Annotated in this window: 20 protein-coding genes, 1 tRNA gene and 1 pseudogene; 5 read left to right on the top strand and 17 right to left on the bottom strand. The window is 57.6% G+C overall.

Features of this window, described 5'->3' with window-relative positions; all coding sequences use genetic code 11:
- Positions 1-143: 143 nt before the first annotated feature.
- The 9 genes and pseudogenes from brnA (ACWUI2_RS21375) to ACWUI2_RS21335 form a co-directional block, all read right to left on the bottom strand.
- A pseudogene (gene brnA / locus ACWUI2_RS21375) lies at positions 144-359 on the bottom strand (type II toxin-antitoxin system BrnA family antitoxin); the annotation flags it as partial.
- Positions 360-469: 110 nt separating this feature from the next.
- The gene (brnA, locus tag ACWUI2_RS21370) at positions 470-724 is read right to left on the bottom strand and encodes a type II toxin-antitoxin system BrnA family antitoxin (RefSeq protein WP_486984876.1); all 255 of its coding nucleotides are present in this window, start codon (positions 722-724) and stop codon (positions 470-472) included.
- 42 nt (positions 725-766) lie between these two features.
- A complete protein-coding gene (locus tag ACWUI2_RS21365; protein ID WP_486984875.1) occupies positions 767-988 on the bottom strand; it encodes a BrnT family toxin in 222 nt (73 codons plus the stop codon).
- A 120-nt stretch (positions 989-1,108) separates the two neighbouring features.
- Positions 1,109-1,522, bottom strand: a complete 414-nt coding sequence (locus tag ACWUI2_RS21360) for a hypothetical protein (RefSeq protein ID WP_486984874.1) — start codon at positions 1,520-1,522, stop codon at positions 1,109-1,111.
- A 1-nt stretch (position 1,523) separates the two neighbouring features.
- A complete protein-coding gene (locus ACWUI2_RS21355) occupies positions 1,524-2,453 on the bottom strand; it encodes a DUF3592 domain-containing protein (RefSeq protein WP_486984873.1) in 930 nt (309 codons plus the stop codon).
- Positions 2,454-3,191: 738 nt separating this feature from the next.
- The gene (locus tag ACWUI2_RS21350) at positions 3,192-3,527 is read right to left on the bottom strand and encodes a hypothetical protein (RefSeq protein WP_486984872.1); all 336 of its coding nucleotides are present in this window, start codon (positions 3,525-3,527) and stop codon (positions 3,192-3,194) included.
- A 90-nt stretch (positions 3,528-3,617) separates the two neighbouring features.
- On the bottom strand, positions 3,618-4,079 hold the full coding sequence (locus tag ACWUI2_RS21345; RefSeq protein WP_486984871.1) for a hypothetical protein: 462 nt from the start codon (positions 4,077-4,079) through the stop codon (positions 3,618-3,620).
- Between the two features lie 97 nt (positions 4,080-4,176).
- Entirely contained in the window at positions 4,177-4,428 is a 252-nt protein-coding gene (locus ACWUI2_RS21340; RefSeq protein WP_486984870.1) for a hypothetical protein, read from the bottom strand.
- A 186-nt stretch (positions 4,429-4,614) separates the two neighbouring features.
- Positions 4,615-4,944: a hypothetical protein gene (locus ACWUI2_RS21335; RefSeq protein WP_486984869.1), complete on the bottom strand. Its 330-nt coding sequence runs from the start codon at positions 4,942-4,944 to the stop codon at positions 4,615-4,617.
- A 1,071-nt stretch (positions 4,945-6,015) separates the two neighbouring features.
- Between ACWUI2_RS21335 and ACWUI2_RS21330 the strand changes: the two genes are divergently transcribed.
- Complete coding sequence (locus ACWUI2_RS21330) at positions 6,016-6,309, top strand: hypothetical protein (RefSeq protein WP_486984868.1); 294 nt, start codon at positions 6,016-6,018, stop codon at positions 6,307-6,309.
- A 439-nt stretch (positions 6,310-6,748) separates the two neighbouring features.
- Here ACWUI2_RS21330 and ACWUI2_RS21325 read toward each other — a convergent pair whose 3' ends face one another.
- On the bottom strand, positions 6,749-8,026 hold the full coding sequence (locus ACWUI2_RS21325) for a Gfo/Idh/MocA family protein (RefSeq protein ID WP_486984867.1): 1,278 nt from the start codon (positions 8,024-8,026) through the stop codon (positions 6,749-6,751).
- Positions 8,027-8,288: 262 nt separating this feature from the next.
- Between ACWUI2_RS21325 and ACWUI2_RS21320 the strand changes: the two genes are divergently transcribed.
- Both ACWUI2_RS21320 and ACWUI2_RS21315 read left to right on the top strand, forming a co-directional pair.
- Entirely contained in the window at positions 8,289-8,558 is a 270-nt protein-coding gene (locus tag ACWUI2_RS21320; protein ID WP_486984866.1) for a hypothetical protein, read from the top strand.
- Between the two features lie 518 nt (positions 8,559-9,076).
- Positions 9,077-9,153, top strand: a tRNA-Val gene (locus ACWUI2_RS21315).
- Between the two features lie 29 nt (positions 9,154-9,182).
- On the opposite strand, the gene ACWUI2_RS21310 is transcribed toward ACWUI2_RS21315, so the two are convergent.
- Genes ACWUI2_RS21310 through ACWUI2_RS21295 form a run of 4 tightly spaced genes read right to left on the bottom strand, consistent with a single transcriptional unit; the run spans position 9,183 to position 12,771 of the window.
- Complete coding sequence (locus tag ACWUI2_RS21310) at positions 9,183-9,803, bottom strand: PqiC family protein (RefSeq protein WP_486984865.1); 621 nt, start codon at positions 9,801-9,803, stop codon at positions 9,183-9,185.
- Between the two features lie 53 nt (positions 9,804-9,856).
- Positions 9,857-10,852, bottom strand: coding sequence for an MlaD family protein (locus ACWUI2_RS21305; RefSeq protein WP_486984864.1), 996 nt, complete (start codon positions 10,850-10,852; stop codon positions 9,857-9,859).
- A 9-nt stretch (positions 10,853-10,861) separates the two neighbouring features.
- Positions 10,862-11,644 carry an ABC transporter ATP-binding protein gene (locus tag ACWUI2_RS21300; RefSeq protein ID WP_486984863.1) on the bottom strand — a complete coding sequence of 261 codons (783 nt, stop codon included), beginning with the start codon at positions 11,642-11,644 and terminating at the stop codon, positions 10,862-10,864.
- The gene (locus ACWUI2_RS21295) at positions 11,641-12,771 is read right to left on the bottom strand and encodes an MlaE family ABC transporter permease (protein ID WP_486984862.1); all 1,131 of its coding nucleotides are present in this window, start codon (positions 12,769-12,771) and stop codon (positions 11,641-11,643) included. Before ACWUI2_RS21295 ends, ACWUI2_RS21300 begins: the two co-directional genes overlap by 4 nt.
- Before the next feature lie 320 nt (positions 12,772-13,091).
- Between ACWUI2_RS21295 and fabV the strand changes: the two genes are divergently transcribed.
- Entirely contained in the window at positions 13,092-14,279 is a 1,188-nt protein-coding gene (gene fabV / locus ACWUI2_RS21290) for an enoyl-ACP reductase FabV (protein ID WP_486984861.1), read from the top strand.
- Between the two features lie 218 nt (positions 14,280-14,497).
- Here the strand turns inward: fabV and ACWUI2_RS21285 are convergent, their stop codons facing one another.
- Entirely contained in the window at positions 14,498-15,091 is a 594-nt protein-coding gene (locus tag ACWUI2_RS21285) for an exopolysaccharide biosynthesis protein (RefSeq protein WP_486984860.1), read from the bottom strand.
- A gap of 54 nt (positions 15,092-15,145) precedes the next feature.
- Positions 15,146-15,412 (bottom strand): hypothetical protein, encoded by a 267-nt coding sequence (locus ACWUI2_RS21280; RefSeq protein ID WP_486984859.1) that lies wholly within the window; start codon positions 15,410-15,412, stop codon positions 15,146-15,148.
- A 212-nt stretch (positions 15,413-15,624) separates the two neighbouring features.
- Here ACWUI2_RS21280 and ACWUI2_RS21275 point away from each other — a divergent pair, with 212 nt between their 5' ends.
- Positions 15,625-19,230 carry a S8 family serine peptidase gene (locus tag ACWUI2_RS21275; protein ID WP_486984858.1) on the top strand — a complete coding sequence of 1,202 codons (3,606 nt, stop codon included), beginning with the start codon at positions 15,625-15,627 and terminating at the stop codon, positions 19,228-19,230.
- A 694-nt stretch (positions 19,231-19,924) separates the two neighbouring features.
- On the opposite strand, the gene ACWUI2_RS21270 is transcribed toward ACWUI2_RS21275, so the two are convergent.
- Positions 19,925-21,061, bottom strand: coding sequence for an IS110 family RNA-guided transposase (locus ACWUI2_RS21270; RefSeq protein WP_486981276.1), 1,137 nt, complete (start codon positions 21,059-21,061; stop codon positions 19,925-19,927).
- Positions 21,062-21,422: the final 361 nt, after the last annotated feature.

The raw sequence follows: 21,422 nt of genomic DNA, 5'->3' as shown, positions 1-21,422 counted from the left end.
GGAAAACACCGAGGGATTTTTCGCCGGAAAAAACCACCGTGGCTGATTACCGCCACCGTTTCACGCGACTTTACCGACAACCGCGCCAACCAACGCAGGGCCGGAGGTATGGCTGGAAGCCCCAGCTTCCAGCCATTACCTTTTCGGCCCGCTTGTTCTGCCTTAATCCGTTCAGACAGCCAAACCTTGACAATCGACTGACGGGTTACCCCGATTCGTTTCGCCTCACTATCGAGCGAGTCGATCATCCATACAGGTAAATCTACATTGACGCGTCTTTGCTCCAGCAACGGCCATTTCCCTTTGCTCCAGTCCAAATAACGACTGATGTCTTCCCCATCGTCGAAGCGCCTGTCCAACTATTCAGCGGTGATAGTTTCCTTCTTTTTCTTCATTTCTGGCTCTCCTTGCTGAAATAATCCTCAAATTCTCGGCTCTCGGCGTAAACTGCCACCGATTGACTTATCCCTCAGTCAGCGGTGGGGCCCCGATTGGCCTTCCGGTTCCGTTTCGGTGTCCGCTGGGCCAGATGCTCGCCGATCCAGACCTTGATCAGGGACTGGCGTGCGACCCCGAGACGATTCGCTTCGCGATCGAGTCTCTCAATCATCCAGACGGGGAAATCCACATTAACTCGCTTCTGTTCCTGACCGGGGCGGAAAGCCTCGCTGAGATCAAGAAACTCGTTCATGTCGGTTTCGCCCTCATCAAAAATTCTGTCCAAATCCTAGCCTTCATATAACTCCTTTCTGCTGTCCGCGCTCGTCTAACGGAGACCAAGCGGATCCGCGTCTCCCGATAAGTAAAAAACGCCACCCACAACTTCTCGCGTGCAATCCCGAGGAGGGCAAAATCGCTCTTCATCATCAGACCACGCCCGAAACCCAATCGCATCCGGGTCTGTCCACAGATCCTGCGCTTCCTCAAAGTCGATCCCGTGCTTCTCATGGTTCGCCCGACTTTTCTCCGGATCATACTCGAACTCCATCAGGTTCTCTTTTTCTGGCCAAACTAAAGCCTAGGTATAAGCCTAGGATGGGTGTGGAGCAGAGTCATTACCTACCTACGGCGTCTGGTTCGAGTCAGTCCTACGGTGGTCAAGTCTGTCCTACATAAAGTTAAGACCATCATGCACTCTCCAGCATCCGCCCACCGTAATGAGAACAAGAAGAAGAAAAGTGCCGCAGGTCAGTCGAAAAGCGATTGGGTTCCTTATGACAAGGAACGCAGCAAGAAATCCGGCATAGATGACATATGATAATGCAATAAAAGCCTCAGCGTTTTCGCTTCCGGTCTGGAAAGCGGCCAAACCCGCAGGAAACGCCGGTGCAAATAGGACCGCACCAGGATGGAACCGACCGGCGAGCGCCATTCCGAAAAGCAGTATTCCAGCTCCGACCATTAGGCGCGTTCCGACAGGAATTTGATTTTCTGATTCCATTTCTTTTTGTCTCGAACGTCGAGGAGACTCGCGTGAGGGGCGCCAGCCCATCTCGTTAAGTCCAGTGAATTTTTCTGCCATTCTATCGAGTACCTTCCCAAACTCGTGTTCTGTGGACATATCCGCACGACTTGCAGACGTAGGTGATCGGTCTACTCCCGGTCTTTTTGGATCTGCCCCTGCATCGCGGGCAGTTTGCGGGAATCAGAAACGCAAAAATCAGCCATGGAACCCCAAACCCAGCAATTAATCCACCAAAGAAACCCACCGCCGAATTGATACCAAATGCTTCCAGCCGTTCCATATTCATAGCGGCCCAAAGTGCCAACCCGAGAGCGCCGACACCTTCAAAGATGGCTGAAAGTGCTATATGCAAACGCGGAGGCATGATTCCGCCTCCTAACAGGTCCGTTTGATCGTCCGCATCTCCCGCACACGCCCCATCCGATCCGGTCTCGTCAACCTCTACCGCAAATGCGGAATTACTCTCTTCCGTCTCCAGCGCCTTTCTCATCGCCCTCGGCATTCCCCAAACCATGAGACAGCCCAGAACAAAGAAAACGGCTCCAAAGATCGGTATCACCAATGCATGCGCCTGCAAGCCGGGCTCAAGAAAGGCCCGGTGAGGACGGCTCGGACTATGGAAGACCTCTGTCTCTTGTCCTTCAGGATACCGGTTCGCCGTAGCACGCGCCCGTGAAGCGCTGCTCGATCGAAAATCTCCAAACGCAACCCGCTCGCCGACGTATGAGATTCCCTCGACCTCATATTTGTAAACCACTCTAGCGTGATACCCGGTCGAATCTTCGTTAACGCGCTCAACCTCTGACGAAATCACCACGCCATCCACGGTCGGCCACTCCCGGCTTTGGAATCCATCGCGAAGATCCGGGCCTTCCAGCACCAAGAAAAGAGCCCCGACAAGCGTAAACAACCAGGGAAGCCAATGAGTAAAAAGCCTCCGAGCAGCCGGCGGCATGTCCCGAACATGCTTGATGTCTCGATCTTTCATTTCTCTTGCAGAACGTGGAGGCCTGGCGCAGCGGCGTTAGCCGCTGTTGCCAGCGCCGTTTTGTGTGTGCCCGGCATGGGCGCGTTGTGATGGGGTTAAAGTCCCCTGTTTTATGAACTCAATTCAATTAATAAAACTAGATTATGGCAACTGCGGAGTCGTGAGGCTCCGTGGGGAGGAAGCCTATGTCAAAGATGTGAGCCCACGGACAGAAACGCGTTACAAGGCCGGCGGCACGGGTAAGCTGGCACAACACAGCGAAGCCCTGAGTTCACTGCCGGAGGTAAACCGCGGGGTTGTGCATCGGAACAACGTGCTCTTACCCGGGGAGGCCTCGATGGGGCGCAATGCCGGTTTCAATCTACCGTCAAGGCATTGCCGCCGGTCCAGTAATGGGGCGGTTGTCCATCGAGGAGTCAGCCGAGGTCGTAGTAGCCGCATCGAACGAGCCGGGAGTAGCTGCCGACGGGTAACCCGTCCAGCGTTCCGAGGCCGAAGGCCGACAAAACCGGGCGCGAAGCGAGCCGGACCAATGGACCGGAGGCCTCAGGAGTGGTGAAGGACCGAACTTAACGTGCGGGACCAACCGTGAGAGTCTGCGAGTCATCGTGCGACTTCTTGCGAGGAGAACCGTGTTCCGTGGGACGATTCGCTTCGGCGGATCGTCTGGTTAGGAACCGCCGTGATACGGACCCGTATGTCCGGTGGTGTGGGGGCCGGGAGAGTTAATGCTCCCGGCTACCCGATTCTGCCCTTCCTTTTGGTGGATTTCCCGCAGAGTGCTACCCCGAGGAAAAGCGCGAAGAACAGCGAAGCCGTCAGCAAGTGGCCGACCTTCTGCTCCTGAAAGCCTTCTTGCCCGGATAATATCACGACAGGAACCCCGAAGAGAATATTGCATAAAGCGAAAGCCACAAAAACCACCGCACCCATGAATGACCATTCGCGTATCCCTCCTGGTTCCAGGAATGGAAGCCGCTTTCTGTTGACCAACCCGAGGACTAGCCCGACGCAGAAGACATTCACAGCTGCATACCCCCAGAGATAAGTGGGAAAACCAAAGATCTCACTCATACTCTATATTCTTTCTCGATCGGCGACCGAGACAATCTATCCGGTTCTGGAATGATCATATTCTTTTCTTCCGCAGAACGTCGAGGTGTATCACGCAGTGGAGCGCAGCGAAACGGAGTTGATACCACCGCCTTGATGGGTCTTCGTCGGGTTCCGATGAAGGACGGCGATGACTAACAGCAAAGTGGCTGGTAGGCCTAAAACCAAACCTTCTCCGACAACACCGATAAGAAACGCTAGAGGAGAGCCATAGCCGTCAGCTCTTTCCATCCCACCTTCACTTAACACAAATCCGATTCTTCGAATGGTCTGAAATATCCACAAACCGCCTAGAAATATTGCCAGCACGCCCAACACTACCTTGGGCAGATACTTTTCTTTCCACAAGCGATAGGCAAGGACTCCGACACAAAGAAGTGCAACAATGTAAAATGCGAGCTGGGGGAGATTTCTATTCATGATGCCAACGACCAGAAGAAATCCGAATACGGGCAGGTAGACCATGCTACCCATGATCGGGATGATTCTTTTCGCTATCATTTCTTTACCCATCGTCGAGGCTAGGTATGGCGAGCAGTAAACAGACTCACAAACTTCACCGGGGCGCGGATGCTCGCCATTACCTACGCCGTCTGGTTGGGCTGTACGTTCAGTTTGGCGGTGGGCCGAGTGGGTCTTTCGCTGCGCCCTCGAGCATCCACTTCAATATCCCGGCCTGTTCCTTTTTACTGCTAGCAAGAATCTTTTTATACTCATCTTCGGAAATCTCTGCGTAGAGGCCACTCGGGTCTTTCATCTTCGGAATAACCATAGTCTTCAGTTCAATGAATAATTCATCCTCAGATCGTCCCGACACGCGGGAAAGCACCGCGACTACTGCGTCTAATTTTGTTCTGGCCATAAGCAATTTATTGGCGCGTCCACTGGATCACCCGGATTGGGAAAGGTTACAGGCATGCGCTCCAGGGTTTAGGGAATTTCTCATTTCTTGTCTGCCCAACGTCGAGGGGAGGTGTGAGTGAAAGCGGCAGCTTTCACTCGTTACCTCTCCCGATTTGTTCGACTGATCTCGCCGCAGTCGCGCGAGCTAGAATTGAGCACGCACGCCAAATATAACAATCAAGGCGATCCCTAATGCAATCGATATAGCAACCCACTTAATTGTCTCCAGTTGATTCCACACAGAATCTACGCTTGCTCTTAAACGGCGTAGCTCTGATAAAAGTGAATCAGTGGATGCTGGATCATCGCGTTCTCCAATCTTTTCCGCACGCGGCAATCGAGTGGCCATCGAGACCGAAACGTCTTCTCCTTGAATTCCATTCTTATCCTTTATTCCACGGGTAACCTTTTGAAATAGAATAAAAACGAACAACGTTCCTATTCCGAGCATTATTGCAGGTCCTATAAAATCCATCTTGATTCCTTAGGTATTCAGAATCGACAATTCCTGAAGAGCGAACGTAAAGGAGGAGCAATATCGCTCTTCGCCCTCTTCCCTCAAAGACGGATCTGAAGTAACATGAAGTCGAAAGGCCACGGTATATGCTCCCGTCTCAGACGTCAGTTCAGGGTCAATCGGTGTGTGAATGTGGGTCTGAAGCTCAATCTCTGCCTTAATCCGTCCACCAACCTCTACCGTGTTGTCGTCGAGCTCCCTAATCGAAGAAATATGGGGGACAGTTAAAAAGTCTATCGATCCAACTGTAGCTTGATGATCGACTGACATATCGTTATCGGATCTAAACACCAGTTCACGAAGTCGTCCGCTGAGAAGGTCGGTGATTCGCTCTCTTATGTCACTTCTCTTAAGCATCTGTTGAGTTACTAATTTCATTCTTTCTTTGTCGAACGTTGAGCACACTCACAAGGGAGGCGCCAGCCTCCCGCAGTTGAGTGCTGCGATTTGTTCGGTAGTCATAGTGGTGCCAGGGTCCCGGAAGCTGATTCCGCCCATTGTCGAGCTTCGGGTGCGCGGTAAAACTGAAATCCTCTTCCATCAGGACGCGTATACCTGTTCCGTATCCACCGGAAGAGACTCGCTCCAAGTGACAAAAAATCCTCCCCCTTTTCATCCGATGCCAAATAGAGCCTCCCCGGGGTCAGAATTCGTCCGTTGAAAAACGACCGTGTAAATTCTATCACCGGCGATGTCCGAACATCGGCGGTCCAATAACCAAGAACCTCGCGATGCACCACATTTAGCCGATCAATGTCGTCCTTCCGAACGATTAACACCATCCGGGGATCTGTAGGAAGTTCCGTGTTCGGTAGGCTCGCGACGAGATCAGTGTTCTCTTCCGGAACCGGTCCCTCCCACGCATGCTGAAGTATAACCAAATCCTTCCTTAATCTTAACGCCTCCTCGAACACACGGAGATCCTCCGGAAGCTGATAGAAATTGATCTGGCGGCCCATCATTGAATCTTTTACCGAACGACAAGCTGACTCGCGGAGCCGACAGCAACCAATCGAAAGGAAATAAATCATGAAGAAATCAGAGAACGATCAACCCCGCCGTGATGGCTCCGTTGAGTCCAGCGATTTGTTAGCAGTGCTCCAGTGGCTTGACGCCGTGAAGCAGGAGGTGGGCGAAGACTGCAACTACATCGAATATGCGGGCGTCGTGGAGAAGCCAAAGGGCGTCCAGAACGATTCCGATAGCAGTCTCCACGACGAGGAGTGGGTTGATCAGCAAGCTGGACACTGTGGCGATGACTACAGCGGGAGTATCTATATCCGGAAAGGGTCGGTGTGGCTCCGGTTTTATTTCTCCTGCTAACAGTTGTTTTTAACGTCCAAAAATGGACTTTTTCCCCGAAGGGGCAATTTCAAACTTTGGCGGAAGGCGGTCGGAGGCCGTAAGTGGTTGAGGTAAAGTCGAAAGCATGATTTTTGGTTCTCTCGGTTTGCTCGGTCGCAACGGATTTTAAGAAAAGATCTTTTCGACTGTCAATCGGGAAAAAGTCCACATTTCAGAAAAAACTGAAAAGAAAGGAGTGGCTGGTGGTGGTTTCGCGACGGGTGAGAATGGACGATCGACGGGGACTTTTCGTGGAAACAGGATTCCGGCACCCCGGCCGAAACCACCTGAACCTACCCTCCCCAGCGCGGTTGGCTCACTTGTCGGGCGAGTGCTACGGTTCTCGTTTTGTCGCTGCCATGAAATCAGGGTCGCCGAATGCAGGGAGGACCGACGTCCACCCGCCGTCGACATCTTTTCACTCCAGATCGGCCGTTTCCAGCTGGAGCGCCCGGACCGCTTCGAGCAAACGGGGTAAATCCGCCGGGGTCGCGGTCTTCGGGGTAAGCACGGCCGCGGAGGAAAGATCCGGCCACCGCCCGGATTCCAGAAAGCGATTCTGCGCTTCCGCCAATCCAGCCACTTGGAAGAATACACCGCCGCGTTTTTCGTCTTCCACCCGCCGCACTCGGTCCGCCGGAAATCGAGAAATCCTTTCCGCGGAGAGGTACAGCAAGGCGTTCAAATGAACGAAGGGACGCGATTCTTCCAACGTGGTCGGAGGATGGGTGGTTTTGCCGGCCCAATAATCCGCGTAAGCCTGCAAATTGACGGCGGTTCGGTCGGGCAGCGGCACGGCGGTTTCACGTTCCACATTTTCCGATCCCGATCGGATGATGTCGCAATGGGAATTGATCACGAAACGAATTCGGGCGTCATCGCAGATCACTTCCTCAAAATCGAGCACTCCGTCGGTTGAGGCATGGGTCAGCGCGTATCTCAGGACAACGCCCCCCCGCGACTTCGCTTCGGCGAATACGGTATCGGGGCTTTCGATCGAGTGGGCCCTGAACAAGGCGGCGCGGACTTCCTCCGGGATTGCGAAATCCTGCAACGCTCCAGTGCCGGCCCAAAACAGACTGTTGTGGACCAAGTGGGCCATCCCGTTGCCGAAACAGGAGTCGAGAATCGGGAAATCGTTGGGCCCCAACAACCGGCCCGCCCATGAATTTCGTTTGTAGTAACGGGTTGCCCGTCCCCAGGAACCGAAAATCCGGACTTCCCTGACCGCCCCGAATTCCCCGGCCAGGATCCTATTCTTCAAAGCCCGGCGTTCGGGCTGGACGATGAAATTGAACCCGACATTCGTGGCGGTCTCGCCGCCCACTCGATCGGCCTCAATCATCCGTTCCAATTCGGCGGGATCCAGAGTCGGGGGTTTTTCCAGATAAACTCCCAAACCACGGGACCGGCAAGCCGCGTGCATTTCCGCGTGCAGTGGAATCGGGGTCGCGATCACCACCCAGTCCAACCGGTCGGCGCAGGCGTCCAGCATCCGCAGGTAATGATCGAACACCTGGACGCCCCGCCGGTCGAAATCCCATTCCTTCCGTTGCGCGAGGAAAGCTTCGGGCTTCGGATCACAGGTGGCGATGACCTGCAACACCCCGTCCTCCTCTAAAGAAAGAGCGGCTCGATGGTGGCTCCCGGCGAACCCGCCGAGGCCGATGATAGCAATCCGTTGCGGACGATCCATTTCTGAAAGAACACCCGGCAGGCCCGCCGGTGTCAACGAACCTTCCCGGTTTTCAGGTTCATTCTTCCGGTCTCACCCCGCGCCTCGCACTGCTGGCCTCTCCACTGGGAGGGATGGCATCCTGCCGTCTGCTGTTGGTGTCGTTTCAGGGTGAGGTCGGCAACCCTCCGATTTCGTCGCCCTCCAAGCCGCATAAACAGAGAAGTTTCTCCAGAGGGGAACTTATTCACGCCGGGGACCATGCGCGAGCATGGTGGGGTGTGTGAGTAGTGGGGTTGGCTTTGCCGCCCCATTTTCCGATGCGATCGAAATGCCCGGGACTTTGGAGCCTGATTCGACGCTCGACATCAATGGAGAACGGACGGTTTTGGCCGCTACGGTCGGGCGGCGGAGCCAACCCGACTACGACGACTGGCGACATACTCTTCGCCACAGGGAGGGATGGCATCCTGCCGTCCGCCGTCGGCGTCGTTTCAGGGTGAGGTCGGCTGGAAGCCAACCCTCCGATTTCGTCGCCCTCCAAGCGGCATAAACAGTGAAGTTTTATACGAGCAAAAACCCGGGCTGCGCCCGGGGAACAACATGGAATGAAACTTGGTTTCCGAGGCGGAGCCTCTTTGGAGTGCTCCGCGTCCTCGCGGAGCTTTCGAGCGGGCGGAAGAGCTTCGGTCGTCGAAAGGCTGCCGGGCGCGCGGCTGTCAGCTGACCATTCGAAAGCGGTGCGGGGACGCGCCGCACTCCAAAGCGCTTCGCGCGAAAACCTGATCGCCCTCCAAGCCGCATAAACAGTGAAGTTTCTCCAGAGGGGAATTGCTCACAAACAGGTCCCCTCGCGCCGGGGGGACCGCTCGTCAGAGCGGTGGGGTGTGTAGCGGAGCCGATCCGGCGAACTCCCCCCCCCTTTTCGGACGGGGTCTAAATAGGCGCTCCAGAGACGAAATCGACCGATGGAGAATGCGAGCCTGCCTCGTTCCTCCTTGGTTTCCAAAAAAAATCACTTTTCCACTTGCCCTTGATTCAAAAAACCCAAAGGTGTTTCTCTTTCCCAGTGGGGGATTAGCTCAGTTGGTTAGAGCGCTTGCTTGACATGCAAGAGGTCGGCAGTTCGAATCTGCCATCTCCCACCATTTTCCACTGATTATCAGTGGTTTTTGCATTACCCCTCCCTCTGACGCAATTCTCGTAACGCTCTCGCCACGTCTTGGCTCAATAGGGCGACGCCATGGCTGAGACTCGCCGCGAGTTGAACGAAATCCTGGCCGTCCCAGGGAAGTTCGTTCTCCTCCACGCGCCCGGTCGCCGCGACCGATCCTTCCCGGGCGGACCGGAGTTCCCAGCTCGCCCGAAACACCGCGCGGGAGGGAGCCCAGGGGGAATACACCCCTTCGGCGCGCGACAAAGTGACATACAGATAATAATCCGGAATCTCCCGCCGCTGACCTGCCGATGTCGCCACGTGCATGACCACGGGTTCCTGTTGCAGGAGTTCCTCCAACACCCGCGGCAAGCCGCGGTCAATCGCCTCGGCCCAACGGTTGTGCTGGGAATGAATGATCCGGTTCGCCCCTTCCCGGATGGTCATGCCGGGTTCGTCCAAATATCGGGCGATATGAATCCGACCAAGACCGACCGCCACCGGTCGGGCGACGTCGGCGGAAATCGGATCATAGTCGGAGACGTCCAACACGTAGAAACGGGTCGGATCCGCGACCGGTCCCATCCAGGTGCAACCGGCCAGAAGACCGATCCCGGCCATGGCGATTAAGGGCGTCGCCATTCGTAAGATTTTCTTTGTCCATCGATTCATTACTTTTTCTCCTTAAAAATCGTTTAACGTTGTTCGCCCCCCCGCCCCCGGACGATCGCCTGCGGATTCCGCTCCAAATAATCGGCCAGCCGACCGACCGACCGGGCCGCCTCGTCGATCGTTTGCATGGTGTCATTCAACTGTGCTCCGAGGCCAAGTTGCGGGCCGATGATATCCTGAATGCTCTCGAACGTCTGACCGATCTCCCGCAACGCCGCCCGGAGGTCGCGGGAGGTCAACACCAACTCGTCCGACAAAAGATCGACTTCGGATTCCAGGTGATTGGCCAATCGCGCGAGACTTTCGAAACTGTCGCCGGCGGTGACGATCGCCCGATGGAGTTCAGGGGAATCGAGGAGGTCGTTTACGTTCCCGACGGTTTCGTGCAGTCGGCCGAAAAGCTCTTCCACCCTCGCCTGCTCGAAGGCGGCATTCGCGTTGCCGAGAAGGGTTTCCGCCGCCTGGCCGATTCCCGCGAAATCGATTTCCCCCAAATCGCGGGCCACCTCCGACAGGTTGTCGATCAAACCGGCGAACGCGGATGGCACGGTCGGAACGACCACATACGAAGGGTGCTCGACCGCGAATCCGGGCCGCGCCGGGGTTTTCCAAAAATCCATTTCCACGTAAAGCATGCCGGTGATCCCGATCAAATCCAGGCGGGCCTGCAAACCGTCCTCCACCATGCGCCGCAAGGTCTCCCGGTCGCGCATCTCCACCCGGGTTCCGGCTGGGTCGACGGTGAAAGGAGTCCGGTCGATCTCGCAAATCACTTGAACCAGCGTGCCGGTCTCCCCGACATAAGCGACATTGATCGACGCCACCCGGCCCACCGGCACCCCCATCAGTTTCACCGCCGAACCTCGCTCCAAACCATGGACCGACTCGGGGAAATAGAGGGCAAGATGCTCGCGGTCGCGCCACCAGACATTGGCGCCGAACGAAATGATCCCGACGACGGCCAGAAAGAGAGCGCCGAGCACGAAGAGACCGATGAGAGTTGAACTGAATCTTTTCATGGACTGATTTTAAATGGTCGGCTCCCCCTCCTTGACGCTGCCGCCGCGGGTAAGGAACTCGGTCACCCGCTCATCGCGGTTGCGGACCAGTTCCTTCGGAGGACCGATGGCGATCGCCCCTTTCTCTTTTCCGTCCAACAGCAGGACACGGTCGGCGATGGTGAAGATGCTGTCGAGCTCGTGCGAGACCACGACCACCGTCGCCCCGATCCCGGCCCGGATGGTCAGGATCAATTCGTCGAGGTTTCGCGAAGTCAACGGATCCAATCCGGCCGAGGGTTCGTCGAAAAAGAGGATCTTCGGGTCGAGGGCCAACGCCCGGGCCAGCGCGGCCCGTTTCCGCATTCCTCCGCTTAATTCCGCCGGAAAACGCCGTTGCTTCCCGTCCAGCCCGACCAGACTCAATTTCAATCGGACCAGTTCGCGGATTTGTTTCTTGCCGAGCCGGGTGAATTCCTGGAGCGGCAGGGCGACGTTCTCCTCCACGGTCATCGCGCTCCAGAGGGCCGAACTCTGGTAAAGAATCCCCATTTTCCGCCAGATGCCGCGCCGCGCGGCCAGGTCCGCCCGAGTGAACGATTCGCCAAAATAAAACACTTCGCCATCCGATGGCTCGTGCAACCCGATCATGTTCTTCAGCAACGTGCTTTTCCCGCAGCCGCTCGGTCCGGCGATAACGAAGACTTCGTTTTCCGGCACCGAAAAAGTGACCTCCCGCAAGACCACCGTTTCCTGGTAACTGCATTGGAGGCGCTGCACCTTGATCGCTTCGCTGCCGTGGTTTTCCATCATAGACCCAATCGGTCGAAAATAACCGCAAAGATCGCATCCGCAACGATTACGAAGAGTATCCCGGTCACCACCGCGGAAGTCGCGGCCGCTCCGACCCCGGCCGAACTCCGTTTGCATTGCAATCCCCGGAGGCACCCGGCAAAGGCGATGATGATTCCAAACGCCACCGATTTGATCAGACCCGTGTAAATATCGGTGAGGGCGATCGCCCCCCGGGTTTGGGCCAGGTAGGTGTCGACGGTCATATCCATCGCGGTGGTGGCGATGAAAAGCCCCCCCATGATCCCGAGGACGTTCGCGTAAATCACCAACAGCGGCATCATCACGAAAAGCGCCAGCACCCGCGGCATCACGAGGAAATCGATCGGCGACACCCCCAGGGTTTTTAACGCGTCGATCTCCTCGTTCACCTTCATGGTCCCGATCTGAGCCGCGAAGGCCGCCCCGGTGCGACCGCAAAGAACCACCGCCGCCATCATCGGTCCCATCTCGCGCACCACCGCCAGACCAACCAGATCGGCGACATAGATCTCCGCGCCGAACTGCCGCAATTGGATCGTCGCTTGAAACGCCATGATCACCCCGACGAGAAAGCTGATCAGTCCGACGATCGGCAAGGCCTTGGCCCCGGTCTGTTGCATCGCCTCCAGGCAATCCCCCCAGCGGAACCGACCCGGGAGCAGGATAAACCGACCGAATCCGAACACCAGTTCTCCGGTGAATTCGCACAAGTTCGCCCCATTTCTCCATTGCTCCCGCGCCAATCGTCCGACTCTGGCCGGAAACCGTTCGGTGGTCACACTCTCCTCCCGCCGCTCCTCCGCCGGTACTTGGTTCAACAACCGGTCCACCCCCTCCGGCAACTCCCGGAGTTCCAATTCCCACGATTCGGCCGCCGCCCTCTCCCGCGCCCGGGCCAGAAACAGCAGCAACGTGCTGTCCCAATTCCCCAGCCCCTTCCCGTCGATCACAATCTTCGCGACCTGCCGTTCGCCTCCCGCAACCGCCATCGCCTCATCGAACCCGGCCGGGGCCTGGTAAATTGACCAGTCGCCGGTCAACCGCAACGCCACTCGATCCCCCTCCCGGTCCGACTCGACGCCCCGTATTTGTTTCTTCCCTTTCATTCCCTGCTTTGGTTTCCATTTTTTCATGACAACCGCCCCGCGTCAATGGCGCACGCCGGGCTTTGGGATTCGGTCTTCGCTCAAACTTTCGTTAATGCTCGACAGCTTTTTGGTTTCACGCTTTCTGTCTAAAAGCATGCCCTTTAAAATTACCCGCCAGGAACGCAAGACATTGTCGGTTGTTCTTCTGCTATTGGCTCTCGGCCTTCTTGGACTGTTGATCCTTTGATTCCACTCGGCGCAAAAATGTCCCGAAAAATCCCAAAAAACGCGAAAACGCACTCGACCGTTCCCTTCAATTCACCAAAAGTTTTAACCTAATGATTATCAAACCGAAGGTCCGCGGATTCGTATGCGTGACGGCTCATCCCGACGGGTGCGCCGCCCATGTTCAGGAACAGATTGATTATGTGCGGAGCAAGGGGCCGATCCAAAAGGGCCCCCGCAACGTCCTCGTCATCGGGGCCTCGACTGGCTACGGTCTCGCTTCCCGCATCACCGCCGCCTTCGGGACCAGGTCCAACACCGTCGGCGTTTTCTTCGAACGTCCGCCCGCCCCGGGCAAAATCGCCACGGCCGGTTGGTACAACACCGCCGCCTTCGAAAAGGCAGCCCGCGCCGAGGGCCTTTACGCGCGGAGCATCAATGGCGACGCCTTCTCCAGCGAATGCAAAAAAGAGGTGATCGACCTGATCAAAAAGGATCTCGGTTACGTCGATCTGGTGGTCTACAGCCTCGCTTCCCCCCGCCGCACCCACCCCCAATCGGGCGAAACGTTTCGCTCAGTGATCAAACCGATCGGCGAGGAATTCACCAACAAAACCCTCGATCCCGAAAAGGGAATCGTCCACGAGGTCACCATCGAACCGGCCACCCACGAAGAGATCGACCACACCGTCGCCGTGATGGGCGGCGAGGATTGGGAAATGTGGATGGAGGCTCTCGACGAAGCCGGAGTCCTCGGACCGGGCGTCACCAGCATGGCTTACTCCTACATCGGCCCGGAGGTGACCTGGCCGATCTACCGCAACGGGACCATCGGGCGAGCCAAGGGCGACCTCGAATCCCGGGCCAAACGGATCGACGCCTCTCTCAAGGTCAACCGAGGCCGCGCTTTCGTCTCCATCAACAAGGCCCTCGTGACCCAGGCGAGTTCCGCCATCCCGGTGGTTCCCCTTTACATCTCCCTCCTTTACAAGCTCATGAAGGACCGCGGTATTCATGAGGGCTGCATCGAACAGATTTACCGCCTCTTCTCCACCCAGATGTTCAACGAACAACCCCTCGACTTCGACGACGCCGGCCGGGTCCGGATCGACGATCTCGAAATGGGCGAGGAGGTCCAGGCGGAGATCAAGCGCCTCTGGCAGCAGATCACCACGGAAAATCTCGAGGTTCTGTCCGACATCCAAGGCTACCGCGACGACTTCCTCAAACTCTTCGGCTTCGGTTTACCGGGCGTCGACTACGAGCGCGAAGTCGATCCGGTGGTGCCGATCAATCTTTAATCCCATTTCCCTCCACGGGCCATTCGCCGGACCACCGGCGATGGCCTGTCATCCAATACTCCGCGGTTGGAATAGCCGCCAAAAAGCGCAAAATACGCAAAAGCTCATGATAGGCCGATATAACTAGTCACCCGTCGGGTGAATCGGCCCTTCCGCTTAAGTTTCTATCTTTGCGCCTTTTGTGCCTTCTCGCGGCTATATCCTGCTGCCTTAAGGGTTCAGCCAAACGCGAGCATTCCGGCCGCGATCCCGGTGCCGAGACAGACCAGGAAGGCGACCAGCGCCAGGACCCCGTCGTTGGCCAACAACGACAACCCGAACGCACTGACCGCCGCCCCGACTCCCGTGATCACAAATGGGAGCAACTCCAACAGCGGCGCGGTCAACGCCATCAACAGGCAAACCACCGCGATGCCATACATCGCGGCCCCTTTGGTCAAAAAGGCCAGGCGTTCCTTCAGAAAGCGATCGACGAATCTGCCCGCTTTCAACATCACCCGCATCGCCTGATCGAACCTTCGCCGCGACACCTTTCGCCGCAACACAAACTGCGGCAACCAAAACTCCTTCCGGCCGATCAATAACTGCCCCGCGATCAACAATACCATGATGCCGATCAGGGTCGGCATCCCCGGAATTCCACTCAGCGGCGAAGCCCCGATCAAGCCCGGCACCAAAAGCATTGGGCCGAACGAGCGACGTCCCGCCGCCTTGAACGCCGACTCCATCGTCACCGGATCCTGGTCCTGGTTGGCCTCGGCGATCTGACCGAGCAACTCTTCCAGAGAATGGACTTCTTTTCCTCCTGACATCTCCACAGCCGCCCCCTGTCGGCCGGATTCCCCCCTCGGGGCCACCTCGTCTCCCTACACGTCCTGGCAATCCCGGTGCCCTTCGTCACAGCATTTCCCATCGATCAGGCATCGGGTCAAACTCGCCGAAAACCCACCCCGTCGCCGACAGCATACCGCGCATTTCAAACGCCGGACCCATTGCCGCACCACCGTCTTCTCGTCGTTCCGCAATTCCTTTTCCACCGTGTCGACATCGTAGCTTTCGTTGTAAACCGGCAGACCATTCACCTCGATCGTGTAACGGATCACCACCTTGCACTCCGACGATAGCGGTTTCATCGACGATAATAATCCTACATCCGGCATGGCGCTTTCTCCTTCCTTTTCATTCTTACAACTTTTCCCAACCCGAGGAAAACCGCCAGCCCCTCCGGTAAAAATCGGATCAAAATCGATCGTTGGCGGTCCTGAACACGGGATCGCCTCAGTTCCAAATTGCCTTCCAACCCGTCTATCCGTTCCATTCAAACTCGTTTCGATCCTCGAAAATCATGCGTTTTCGCCGTTCCCAATCTTACTTTTTCCTCTTTCTGCTCCTGCTCTCGCTGGTGGCTGGAGTCATTTCCGCGTCCGCCCAAGGCAACCGTCCGGCTCTCGCCGACTTGCTGGCCGACCGACCCGATTTGCGGCAACCCGACCAGAGAAACGAACTGGTCGCCCAAATGCGGACGATTGAAAACGCCCGCAGGAACGAAGCCATCGCACGAGCCCGCCAACTCGGCCTGCCCCTCCGAATCGAAGGCCCCGGCAATGAAATCAGTGAACTGATGGACTTCATCGACGGCCGTCCCCTCTACGCCGTCACCACCAACCGGGAGGCCGCTATCAGCACCAACGCCGAAGCGACGCGGGTCGATCTTGGCGTCGATGGCGCCGGTTTCACCGTCGGAGTCTGGGACGCCGGTCCAGTCCGCGCTTCCCACCAGGAATTCACCGGACGGGTCAACTTGCTCGACTCCGGCACCCCGGTTACCCACGCCACCCATGTCGCCGGCACCATCGCGGCCGCCGGGATCGTCGATCGCGCCCGCGGGATGAGCCCCGCCGTCACCATCGACTCCTACAATTGGACCAACGACAAATCCCAGATGACCTCTCGCGGCGCCTCCTATCCGGGCGAACCCGGCACCATTTACATATCCAACCATTCCTACGGCTATCAAACGGGATGGGGACGGGACCCTTCCACCTCCCTCTGGCGATGGTTCGGCCAGGGTACCAATCAGAACGCTTACGACGCCCATTTCGGCCGCTACAATGAACACTCCCGCGCCACTGACGCCCTCGCCCACAATCTTCCCTACTACTTAATTTTCTGGGCGGCCGGCAATGACCGCACCGACAATCCAGCCAGCGGCGCAACCGTCGAGATCGGCGGCAACACCTATACTTACAACCCCGCTATCCACCCGCCCGGCGACAATGTCTACAAAGGGGGCTACGACACGCTCGGGTTCGAATCGGTGGCGAAGAACGTCCTGACCGTCGGGTCCGTCAACGACGCCGTCACCTTCGGCGAACGCGACCTCTCCAAGGCTCTGGTTTCAAATTTCTCCTCTTGGGGTCCGACCGACGACGGCCGGATCAAACCCGACATCGTCGCCAACGGCTGGGACGTTTATTCGACTTCCGCCACCAGCAACACCGCCTACACCACCTCCCGCGGCACCAGCATGGCTTCCCCCAACGCCGCCGGTTCCGCGGTCCTCTTGGTCAGCTATTTCGACCAACTTTTTCCCGGAGAAGCCATGCGCGCCGCCACTCTTAAGGGATTGATCATCCACACCGCCGACGACCTTGGCACCCCCGGTCCCAACTACCAAACCGGCTGGGGACTGATGAACACCCGCGCCGCCGCCGACCACCTCGAAGCCCATCATGCCAGCCCCGCGAGTCACCGGCTGGTCGAAGAGCGCCTGACCACTCAGGATCCGGCGCATACCTTCGCCTTCACTTGGGACGGCGAATCGCCGATCCGTGCCACCCTCAGCTGGACCGATCCGGCCGGTACTTCCACCACCGTCCACGACGACCGCACCCCGAAATTGGTCAACAACCTCGATCTGCTGATCCATGACCCCGACGGCAATCTCCACTTTCCCTACGTCATGCCTTACGTCGGCGATTGGCGGCCCGAAATGCTCGACGCCCCCGCCACCACCGGCAAGAACAACACCGACAACGTCGAACAGGTTTTCATCGCCTCCCCTTCGGTCCCGGGCGTCTATGTCGCCAGCGTCACCTTCGACGGCAATCTCTCCGGCAACCTCCAGGATTACACCCTGCTGATCAGCGGCGGCACGCCTCCGCCGCTCCAAATCACCTCGATCTCCCCGGCCTTGGCCGATGGCGGTCCGGTCACCGTGACTCTTGGTGGCTACGGATTCCAACCCGAATCGACGGTCGCCTTCTCCTTTCCCGGCGAGCCTGACCGCATGGCCACCAACACTCAAACCGGCCCCGGGCGGCTTACCGCCGAATTCGACACCACCGGCATGCGTCCCGGTTTTTGGGATGTCGTCATCACCAATCCCAACGGCGAAAGCGCGATTCTTCCCGCCGGCTTCGCGATCGCCGCCCCCTATTGGGTCGATGATTTCGAAAACGGCGCCATAGGTTGGACCACTTCTTCCACCGTGGCAACGTCGAACTGGGCGCTCACTCAGAGCCAGAGCCGATCCCCCACCCATTCCATGTTCGCCCCCGGCCCGTCCGATCGCCGGATCGACACCCTTGAATCTCCCGCGATCCAGCTTCCCGCCGATCCGGACGATTTGACCTTCAGTTTCTGGCACGCACACTCTTTCGCTTCCAATCACGGCGGAATTCTCGAGTTCTCGATCGACGGCGGCCCATGGATCGACGCCAACACCGGTGGATCAGGCCCCTCGTTTCTTTCCGGAGGATACAATGGAAACGTATCGAGTTCCGGAAACCCCAGTGGCCGGAGCGCCTTCGATACCACCCGCTACGCTTGGACCGGCAACAAGCCCGGCTTCTCCGAAGTGGTCGTCCGCCTCCCCGCCTCCGCCTTTTCCGGCAAATCGATGCGAGCCCGCTGGCGCCTCGGAACCAATCAGCAATCCACCAGCGCCGGTTGGCACATCGACGACGTGAAGATCACCGGACCGGGCGGAGCGGTATTCCCGGTTCCGCATTTTACCGCCGGCCCGGCCGCCTCGGAATCACCCGTCACCGGCACCTCCGCCCAACTCACCGCCTCCGCCGCCAACTCCGACGGCAGCGACGGCATCGTCTATACGTGGGCCGCCGTCGAACCGGACGGATCTTCCGCGATCGTTTTCTCCGAAAATCAAACGGCAACCGCCCACACCACCACCGCGACATTCGGCAAAGCGGGCGAATACAACTTCACCGTCACCGCCCGCAACGCCTTCAATCGATCAACTTCCGCATCAGTCGGGATCCTGGTGGCGGCCACCCCGACCTCCATCACGGTCGATCCGGCTTCCGTCTCTCTGGGAACGGGACAACAAGCCAGCTTTCTCGCGCATGTTTTCGATCAATTCACCGATCCCATCCACAATCCCTCCCCGTTGGTCTGGTCCGTCGATCCCGCGATCGGGGAAGTCACCCAGGAGGGCTTCTTCACCGCCGGAACCACCGCGGGCGGTCCCTTCTACTTGATCGCCGATCTCGGCAACGGTCTTTCCGGCACGGCTGAGATTTTTCTCCATCTCCCGAATTTCACCAGTTGGAGCGACGGCTTTTTCACGGAAGCGGAATCGGCGGACGAGTCAATCAGCGGCGACTCGGCCGACCCCGATCACGACGGAATCCCGAATTTACTGGCATACGCCCTCGGCGGCCATCCCCGTCAACCGAACCGCGGCATCCTTCCCCGCACGGCGATCGAATCCGGCGAAAACGGTCCGCAACTGGTCTTCACCTTCTCCCGCCCCGCCGGCCTCCCCGACGTCGCCTACGCCATCGAATCCTCCACGGACCTTATCGACTGGACCCCCATTCCCGCCGACGAGTGGGAAATCACCGATCAAAGCGACACCGAAACCATCACCATTCGAACCCCGGTTTCCCAACCCCGCTTCCTCCGGCTCCACGTCCACCGACAATAGTGACACAGACATTCCTGTCTGTGATTCCTATAACTTCCCAGCCTTCGCTGTAGCATGCCGGCTTTCGCCGGATGTGGCGGTGGAAAAGCCCACCGGCAACGGATTCATCAGGCGAAAGCCCGATGCTACGAAGCAAATACTCTTTCCGGGACGGGCGTGACACGGACATTCCTGTCTGTGGTCCCTATAGCTTCCCAGCGTTCGCTGTAGCATGCCGGCTTTCGCCGGATGTGGCGGCGGAAAAGCTCGTCGGCAACGGAAATCCATCAGGCGAAAGCCCGATGCTGCTATGAGGGTTTCGTGACAAGCGGAAAATGAAACCGTTGTTTGATTTATTTTTCTTAGGACATTCTTAAGATCTGCTTTCTTACCTTAGTTCCCCTAGCGGGGGTTTGGGGGCGGCAATGAGCCCCAATCTTTTGGCCTTTGGAGTTGCCCCCGGAAAGGAATGTCTCTCGTCCCCGGTCCCCTCGAACTGGCCGGGGGGACAAACTGCTATCCGCGCGTGCCTTAGAGGCAGCGCATTATAATTTATGCGACCCCCGGCGAGGCCGGAGGAAAAGAGGGACGGAGCAAGCGGCACAATCTACAGGAACGGATGAAAGTCCAAGCATCGAAACGTGCGCGCTCCACTCCGAAATCGGGTTCGCTTCAGGCAAAAAGATCAAAGAACAAAAAGGGAAGTTGGTTGCCCTCAGCCGACTGCAACCTCGGGCATCCTCAGGCCGAGCTTCTCAGGCGTGGTTTGACCGGTGGCCAACCGCCACAGATCGATGGCGAGCTTGCGGGCGGCCGCGACCGCGATCTTGCGCCGAGACCGGCCGCTGACAAGCTTCTCGACCAACTCGCGCACGGGCGGGTAATCGGGTTGCCATCGCACCATGCGCCAGACCGCTTCGATTAACAGGGCGCGTATTCGCGGATTGCCGTGCTTGTTTATACTCAGATCCCGGGAGGATCCTCCGCTTTGGTGAACCCCGGCACATAATCCGACGAAGCCGGCCACTTGACGCCGGTTCTTAAACCGTCCCCAGTCGCAGATCTCCCGCAGGAGCATCACCCAGGTCAGGGCTCCGATTCCGACCGGCAGAGGCTGTTTAACCTCCTCGACCAGTTCCTTTTTGATGGCCCTTTCCTTCTCGTCGAGCTTCAGCAGAATCTCACGCATTACCTCAAGTTGCTGGACCAGATACTCGGGTAATTCGAGACAGAGATCCTTCCATTTGCGCGGCCCCCACCAACGGCCTTTCACGTGGAATCCCTGCGCCAGCAACGCGCTTCGACCACGTGCCTCCCATCCACTCCGGCTCTTCTTGATCTGATCGCGCAGACGTGATCTCGCCCGCGCCTGTTCTTCCTCCTGGCTTGGCACACGAATGACCGTGAAGGCCTTCTTGTTGCCTCGCAAATAGCGGTCGAGTTGGTCGACCAGCCCCCGCGCATCAAGGTTATCCGTCTTTTGGTTGCGTCCGCCCGCCAGGCTCACCGGGGCAACCACGAAAACGGTGGCTCCCAATTCGGTGAGCTGGCGGTATAATCCATAGCCGCAAGGACCAGCCTCATAACAGGCATAAACCTTCAGGTCGGCGGCCACTAACTTGCCAACGAGGCGAACCAGTTCCTCGTGCTTCAAGCGCAACGGGCGTTGCGGCAAGCTGCCGTCCACCTGTAGGCAAGCCACGCCATCGCGGGCATGAAGATCGATCCCGAGCTTGACCTCCTGCCCATTGGACGAGACGATTCCGTTAATCAATTTGGAGAAGTTATTTTTCGATTGGTTATTCATATCGGGCGACATGTTGGAGAATTCTTTCCCACTTGTCGCCCTCATGTTATCTACGAAGCAAATACTTTTTCCGGGACGGGCGTGGCACGGACATTCTGTCTGTGGTCCCTATAGCTTCCCAGCCTTCGCTGTAGCATGCCGGCTTTCGCCGGATGTGGCGGTGGAAAAGCCCACCGGCAACGGATTCATCAGGCGAAAGCCCGATGCTACGAAGCAAATACTCTTTCCGGGGCGGGCGTGACACGGACGTTCTGTCTGTGGTCCCTATAGCTTCCCAGCCTTCGCTGTAGCATGCCGGCTTTCGCCGGATGTGGCGGCGGAAAAGCTCGTCGGCAACGGATCCATCAGGCGAAAGCCCGATGCTACGAAGCAAATACTCTTTCCGGGACGGGCGTGATACGGACAT

This window comes from Verruconatronum alginivorum (assembly GCF_056590205.1).
Note: the sequence above shows the minus strand (reverse complement) of the source record. Positions and strands in the feature narration are given on the sequence as shown.

Coding starts and splice junctions, on each gene's coding strand:
- ACWUI2_RS21345 (WP_486984871.1), bottom strand. CDS start 4,079: ATGGGTAAAGAAATGATAGCGAAAAGAATCATCCCGATCATGGGTAGC.
- ACWUI2_RS21285 (WP_486984860.1), bottom strand. CDS start 15,091: ATGTCAGGAGGAAAAGAAGTCCATTCTCTGGAAGAGTTGCTCGGTCAG.
- ACWUI2_RS21335 (WP_486984869.1), bottom strand. CDS start 4,944: ATGGATTTTATAGGACCTGCAATAATGCTCGGAATAGGAACGTTGTTC.
- ACWUI2_RS21270 (WP_486981276.1), bottom strand. CDS start 21,061: ATGAGGGCGACAAGTGGGAAAGAATTCTCCAACATGTCGCCCGATATG.
- ACWUI2_RS21325 (WP_486984867.1), bottom strand. CDS start 8,026: ATGGATCGTCCGCAACGGATTGCTATCATCGGCCTCGGCGGGTTCGCC.
- ACWUI2_RS21280 (WP_486984859.1), bottom strand. CDS start 15,412: ATGAAACCGCTATCGTCGGAGTGCAAGGTGGTGATCCGTTACACGATC.
- ACWUI2_RS21365 (WP_486984875.1), bottom strand. CDS start 988: ATGGAGTTCGAGTATGATCCGGAGAAAAGTCGGGCGAACCATGAGAAG.
- ACWUI2_RS21350 (WP_486984872.1), bottom strand. CDS start 3,527: ATGAGTGAGATCTTTGGTTTTCCCACTTATCTCTGGGGGTATGCAGCT.
- ACWUI2_RS21360 (WP_486984874.1), bottom strand. CDS start 1,522: ATGGCAGAAAAATTCACTGGACTTAACGAGATGGGCTGGCGCCCCTCA.
- ACWUI2_RS21305 (WP_486984864.1), bottom strand. CDS start 10,852: ATGAAAAGATTCAGTTCAACTCTCATCGGTCTCTTCGTGCTCGGCGCT.
- ACWUI2_RS21340 (WP_486984870.1), bottom strand. CDS start 4,428: ATGGCCAGAACAAAATTAGACGCAGTAGTCGCGGTGCTTTCCCGCGTG.
- ACWUI2_RS21355 (WP_486984873.1), bottom strand. CDS start 2,453: ATGAAAGATCGAGACATCAAGCATGTTCGGGACATGCCGCCGGCTGCT.
- ACWUI2_RS21295 (WP_486984862.1), bottom strand. CDS start 12,771: ATGAAAGGGAAGAAACAAATACGGGGCGTCGAGTCGGACCGGGAGGGG.
- ACWUI2_RS21300 (WP_486984863.1), bottom strand. CDS start 11,644: ATGATGGAAAACCACGGCAGCGAAGCGATCAAGGTGCAGCGCCTCCAA.
- fabV (WP_486984861.1), top strand. CDS start 13,092: ATGATTATCAAACCGAAGGTCCGCGGATTCGTATGCGTGACGGCTCAT.
- ACWUI2_RS21330 (WP_486984868.1), top strand. CDS start 6,016: ATGAAGAAATCAGAGAACGATCAACCCCGCCGTGATGGCTCCGTTGAG.
- ACWUI2_RS21275 (WP_486984858.1), top strand. CDS start 15,625: ATGCGTTTTCGCCGTTCCCAATCTTACTTTTTCCTCTTTCTGCTCCTG.
- ACWUI2_RS21310 (WP_486984865.1), bottom strand. CDS start 9,803: ATGGCGACGCCCTTAATCGCCATGGCCGGGATCGGTCTTCTGGCCGGT.